7 protein-coding genes are annotated in these 5,344 nt (G+C 68.0%); 3 read left to right on the top strand and 4 right to left on the bottom strand.

What is annotated here, in order from left to right; genetic code table 11:
* From AB0N06_RS37955 to AB0N06_RS37940, 4 genes are all read right to left on the bottom strand, one after another.
* Nucleotides 1–755 (bottom strand): alpha/beta hydrolase (locus AB0N06_RS37955; protein WP_366139239.1); only part of this gene is annotated, 755 nt, incomplete at its 3' end.
* A 112-nt stretch (nucleotides 756–867) separates the two neighbouring features.
* Nucleotides 868–1,587 carry a hypothetical protein gene (locus tag AB0N06_RS37950; RefSeq protein ID WP_366139238.1) on the bottom strand — a complete coding sequence of 240 codons (720 nt, stop codon included), beginning with the start codon at nucleotides 1,585–1,587 and terminating at the stop codon, nucleotides 868–870.
* Between the two features lie 49 nt (nucleotides 1,588–1,636).
* Nucleotides 1,637–2,062 (bottom strand): hypothetical protein, encoded by a 426-nt coding sequence (locus tag AB0N06_RS37945; protein ID WP_366139237.1) that lies wholly within the window; start codon nucleotides 2,060–2,062, stop codon nucleotides 1,637–1,639.
* Between the two features lie 143 nt (nucleotides 2,063–2,205).
* The gene (locus AB0N06_RS37940) at nucleotides 2,206–3,021 is read right to left on the bottom strand and encodes an alpha/beta hydrolase (protein ID WP_366139235.1); all 816 of its coding nucleotides are present in this window, start codon (nucleotides 3,019–3,021) and stop codon (nucleotides 2,206–2,208) included.
* A gap of 231 nt (nucleotides 3,022–3,252) precedes the next feature.
* Here AB0N06_RS37940 and AB0N06_RS37935 point away from each other — a divergent pair, with 231 nt between their 5' ends.
* The 3 genes from AB0N06_RS37935 to AB0N06_RS37925 form a co-directional block, all read left to right on the top strand.
* Nucleotides 3,253–3,822 carry a CGNR zinc finger domain-containing protein gene (locus AB0N06_RS37935; protein ID WP_366139234.1) on the top strand — a complete coding sequence of 190 codons (570 nt, stop codon included), beginning with the start codon at nucleotides 3,253–3,255 and terminating at the stop codon, nucleotides 3,820–3,822.
* Nucleotides 3,823–3,985: 163 nt separating this feature from the next.
* Entirely contained in the window at nucleotides 3,986–4,129 is a 144-nt protein-coding gene (locus AB0N06_RS37930; protein WP_366139233.1) for a hypothetical protein, read from the top strand.
* Nucleotides 4,130–4,295: 166 nt separating this feature from the next.
* Nucleotides 4,296–5,344 (top strand): aldehyde dehydrogenase family protein (locus AB0N06_RS37925; protein ID WP_366139232.1); only part of this gene is annotated, 1,049 nt, incomplete at its 3' end.

The raw sequence follows: 5,344 nt of genomic DNA, 5'->3' as shown, positions 1-5,344 counted from the left end.
TCGGTGATGCGGGCGTGGGCGCGCTTGGCCATGAACTTCTGCGCGTCCGGGTTGATGGCGTGGTCCTGGGTGGCGATCACGTCCCAGGAGGGGATGGTCTTCCAGGCGGCCTCGGTCGCCTTGTCGGTGAAGATGTTCTCGGCGGCGGGACGCTGGGCGGCGGCGGCGACGTTGGCCACCGACTCCGGTGCGTCGGCCGCGACGACCTCGTGGAACTTGTCGGCCTGGACGTACAGTTCGGTGCCCGTGCCGCCATCGGGCAGCGGGTAGGACGCGGGGACCAGAGCGTTGTTCAGGTCGGCCGGCGGGAAGTTGCTGTTCACGGAGGTCACGCTTTCGCCCCGGTCGGGGGTGAAGGCGGCGACGTAGACGAGGGCCTTGACCTTGCTGTTGCCGGCGGCGGCCTGGCTGATCACGGAACCGCCGTAGGAGTGCCCGGCGAGGACGATGGGTCCGTCGATGGTCTTCAGGACGCTGCGGAGGTAGGTGGCGTCGCTCGCGAGTCCGCGCAGCGGGTTGGCCGGTGCCACCACCTGGTAGCCGTCGCTCTGGAGCCGGCCGATAACGCCGCTCCAGCTGGAGGCGTCCACGAATGCGCCGTGCACGAGGACGACGGTGGGCTTGGGGGCCGGGCTCTGCGACGTGGCAGCCGCCGGAACCGTGAGGGCCAGCGCCAGTGCCGTCGCTCCTGCCGCTGCCGTGCCCAGGGCGAGAACGGAGTTGCGGGGGCGGCGGGTGGCGGTCTTCTCAGTCACGGGGAAACTCCTTCGGATGTGGCCATGTTCGGGCGATGAGATGACCGGTCGTCTTAAAGTCGTCAAGGCTCACCGGTCAGGAGCCTTGGGCGGCCAACGGCTCAAGCGGGTTTCAGGAGAACCGGATGTCGCTGAGGTCGATGGACACCATGACCTGGGTGCGGATCGCGCGCAGGTCGTCGTCCCGGCGGTACGCGCGGCGCCGGGTGGGCAGGAGGATGCCGTCGGCCTCGGTGATGTCGTAGACGTACTGCGCGGCGGCGAAACCGCCGGCGATGTCGACGTGGTAGTCGTGGCGGCGCAGCAGCCGGTCCGGGCCGAAGTAGAAGTCCTGCCGGGTGCTGTGACTGGCTGTCGTGTCGGGGAAGGTCGCGCGCAGGCCGCGCCACTCCTCACCGTCCTCCTGCCAGGGCTCGATCTCCTCGACGTCGAAGCCGGGCATCGCGAGCAGGAACGGCGTGGTGAGGTAGGTCCACAGGGCGTATCCGTTGAAGTATGCCCGGTCCAGGGGGTCCCAGGGTGTCTCCAGGACGTGGCCGTCGAACGAGGTGCGCGGGTGGGCGCGTTCGGCGACGACACTGTCGTCGGTTCGCTCGATGGCGACCCGGTCCGCGGTGAAGCCGGTCCGCTGGTCGGGGGCGCCGAACGGGGCGACCGAGGCGTGCTCCTCGTGCAGGCGCACGGTCATCTCGCGGGGCGTCGGGTCCTGGGGGAGGCCCTTGAGCGCGAAGAGATCGCCACCGCTGACGAGTGTCGCGCGTGCGGAGCTGAGCTGCCGCCGGCGGTCCATGCCGCCGTGGGCCTCAAGGACTTCGTTGAGCAAGGTGTTCATCGTGTGCCCCCATGCCTTTCCTGTGATGTGATCGCGACTGTCCGAGGGGTCAGACGCCTTTGAGGGGCGCCTTGAAGGACTTGCGGAACACGGGTGCGGCGAAGGGGAGGATGCAGGCCAGCATCCTGCTCTTGAGTGTCGAGGGGTGCCGTTCCAGTTCGATGTCGACGCGGGTGCCGGTGTCCTGGGGGGTCATTCGGAACACCCAGCCGCCGCCCGGCCCGAAGACCTTTGAGTCGCGCGTGATGACAACGACGGTGTTGTCCTCGGGGTCCCATTCGTAGCGGGCGCGTTCCCAGGCGTCGGCCGTTCCTTCGGTCACCTCGGCCCAGATGTCCCCGAGCTGGTGGACCCGGAAGTGCTCCGCGTCAATGGTGGGCCATGTCTCGGCGCGGGCGGGGCTGAAGTCGGTCAGTACCCGCATGACCTCCGACGGGGTCAGTGACGAGTTCAGATGGAAACGCAGGATTGTCATACCTGCTCCTTACATCGGAGTCGCGATGTCGTCAGGTGGTGTTCGGCTCTGCCGTCGGCTCCCGCCGCGAGGTTAATATGACCAGTCGCCTTAGACTGTCAAGCCTCGGCCTCGCGGGGGAGCCTGGGCAGTGTCCGAAAGCGTCAGTTCGCGTTCCACCAGCTGGTGACGACCTCGGCGTACTCGGCCGGGGCTTCCTCCCAGACGAAGTGACTGGCGTCGATGATGTCGAGCTTGCTGTTCGGCAGGTACTTATGCAGGAACTCCGCGTTCTCCGGCGGAACCACCGCGTCGTGGCGGGCGGTGGCGATCTGGACCGGCGTCTGGATGTCCGTCAGCAGTTCGGCGAGGACCGGCAGTTCGGTGGGGTAGGCGCGGACGTAGGCCATCTGGTCGACGAAGCGCTGGCCGACGTACGAGGCCAGGTAGTCCTCGCGGACGACCTCCGGCAGCTCGTAGCCCTGGATGGTCTGCAGTGCCGCCGTCACGGCGGCCTTGGGGGGGTAGGCCCGGTAGGGGGTGAGGTCCTCATCGAGCACCCACTCTCTCAGGGGGCTGCCCAGGGCCAGCGGGACCGAGGTTCCGCCGGTGCCCACGACCAGGCTCTGGAACCTGTCCGGGTGCTGGGCGGCGGCGAACAGGGAGGCCGCGGTGCCGACGTCCGGGCCGACGGCGTGGGGCTTCTCCAGGCCGAAGGCGTCGGCGATCTTCACGATGAATTCGCCCATCGCGGCGGGGGACATCAGGTCCTCCCGCAGCTCGGAGTGCCCGAACCCGGGCAGGTCCACGGCGGTCAGGTGGGCGTGCTGGGCCAGTCGCGCCCAGGTGGCGTCGTAGCTGTAGAGGCTCTCCGGCCACGGGCTCAACAGAAGGGCCTGGCGCTCGTGGGGCGTCTCGCTCTGGGCGTATCGGATGGACAGTCCGTCGATCGTGCGGAACTGGGTCTTGATCTCGCTCATTTCCTTGTCCCTCTCAGGTTTTCAGGGGCGGTGCCCGGGTCGTGCACCGTGAGGTCGCATGCATCGAAGGTGCTCCCGATACCTCGTTCAGCACCGCTCAGACGCGTCGCCTCATGCCTCGTAGACACCCGCCGTAATGGCCGTTTTCGTCTTGGCGCTTTCATTTCTAGCACGCGCGGCCGAGACATGTAAAAGGCTTCAGAAGTTAGACCATGTGCTACGGTGTGGGACATGGCCACAGACGAACGAACGCACCCTGCGCCCCGGGTCCCCTCAGAGGCCACGATGATCGTGAATCTGCTCAACTCCCGGCCGCACGGGGCGGGAGGCATGTTTCCCGACCAGCTCGACAACGCCGAGACGGCCGGAGTGATCCTGGGTCCCTTCGGCCCGCCGGAAACGGCGGCGCCGGCATCGGAGCGCATCGATGCGCTCCGCGGGCTGCGCACGGCCCTCCTGGGGATGGTTTGGCCGCAGAGTGAATCGGAAGCGGACGTCCGCCTGGCCGAGTTCAACGAGTACGCATCCTCGATCACCCTGCGCCAGGACTTCTCGGGACCGGGGGAGGTGCGACTGCGGCAGGTGGGGGGTGACCCGGTTGTCGGCAGCATCACCCGCGCGGTGGCCGCCCTCATGGCAGCCGACAAGTGGTCCCGTATCCGTATATGCGACAACAAGTCATGTCACCATGCCTTTTACGACACTACGCGCAGCCGCACCCAGCGGTGGCACTCCTACGAGATGTGCGGCAACAAAACCAATGTGGCCGCCTACCGGGCCCGCAAGAAGGCCGAGTCCTGACTCCAGGGCCGCGGCATAACCTCCGGGCCCGCCCGGGAGGGAGCCCCGCGTGACCCGGACCGGCGAGCGGGCGTTGTCCCGGCGCTGACCCGGCATGGATGGCAGTCGCACGGCTTGTGCCGTCGCTGCCGGGCGTTTCGTTGCGGGCACATCTTTCGACCCGATGAAAGTGACCGGCCATATTCAAAGACTCAGGACGAAGGAGGACCTGATCGAGGTGATGCCGCTGGCGCAGGCGCCCGCCGCCTACGAGCGCATGATGTCCGGCCAGGCCCGGTTCCGCGTCGTCCTCGACACCACCGCCTGACACTCCCGGCGAACGGAGACGACGGCGTCGCATCGATGCCGACGTTCCGTCTGAGCCTCCGAGCACGCCGGAACCCCAGGCGGTCGCTCATCCACTGACACATCTCCCCTCTCAGGCGCCGGCCCTGTTCAGATCCGGCCCCTTCTCACAGAAATGGAACAGCATCATGACTACGTACCCCGCCTTCTCCTCCGACGACGCTGCCGCACTGCTGGAGCGGCTGAGGCGGACCTTCGCCGACGGGCGTACCAAGCCTCTGGCGTGGCGGGTGGAGCAGCTCACCCGGCTGCGGGCGCTGCTGACCGAGAACCGCGACGCCATAGCCGACGCCCTGTGGGCGGATCTGCGCAAGGACCCTGCCGCGGTGGACTCCGACGAGATCGGCACCACGGTCCTGGAGATCGACGACTACCTGGAGCACCTGGAGGAGTGGCTCGCCCCGCAGCCGGCCGATGTCGCCGTCCCCTATCTGCCGGAAGGCAGTACGGCTCACACCCGGCTCGACCCGCTCGGCGTCGCCCTGGTCATCTCGCCCTGGAACTTCCCCATCTACCTGCTGCTGGTCCCGGTGGCCAGTGCGCTGGCAGCGGGCAACGCGGTGGTCCTCAAGCCCTCCGAGCTGGCCGAACAGACCTCCGAACTGCTGGGCCGACTGGTGCCGGCTTACCTCGACACCGACGCCGTGGCCGTGGTCGAGGGCGGTGTGGAGCAGACGACATCCCTGCTGAGCCAGCCGTTCGACCACATCTTCTACACCGGGAACGGCGTCGTGGGCCGGATCGTGATGCGCGCCGCCGCCGAGCACCTCACCCCCGTCACCCTCGAACTCGGCGGGAAGTCACCGGTCTTCATCGACCGCGACGCCGACATCGACACGGTCGCCGCCCGGCTGGCGGCCACCAAGTTCAACAACGCCGGCCAGATCTGCATCGCCCCCGACTACGTCCTCACCGACCCCGAGACCGCTGACGCCCTGACCGAGGCCCTGGCCAAGGCCGTGGAGCAGATCTACGGCGCCGACCCGAAGGCGGCCGACAACTACGGGCGTATCGTCAACGACCGCCATTTCCAGCGCCTGATGGGTCTGATCGACTCGGGCCGCACTGCGCTCGGCGGAGAGCACGACCGGGCCGAGAAGTACATCGCCCCGACCGTGCTGCGGGACGTGCGGCCGGACGAGCCGGTCATGCAGGAGGAGATCTTCGGGCCGATCCT

Origin of the sequence: Streptomyces sp. NPDC051020, from assembly GCF_040683105.1 — a bacterium.
Lineage (GTDB): Bacteria > Actinomycetota > Actinomycetes > Streptomycetales > Streptomycetaceae > Streptomyces.
The sequence above is the reverse complement of the archived record's forward strand: the minus strand, read 5'-3'. Positions and strand labels throughout refer to the sequence as shown.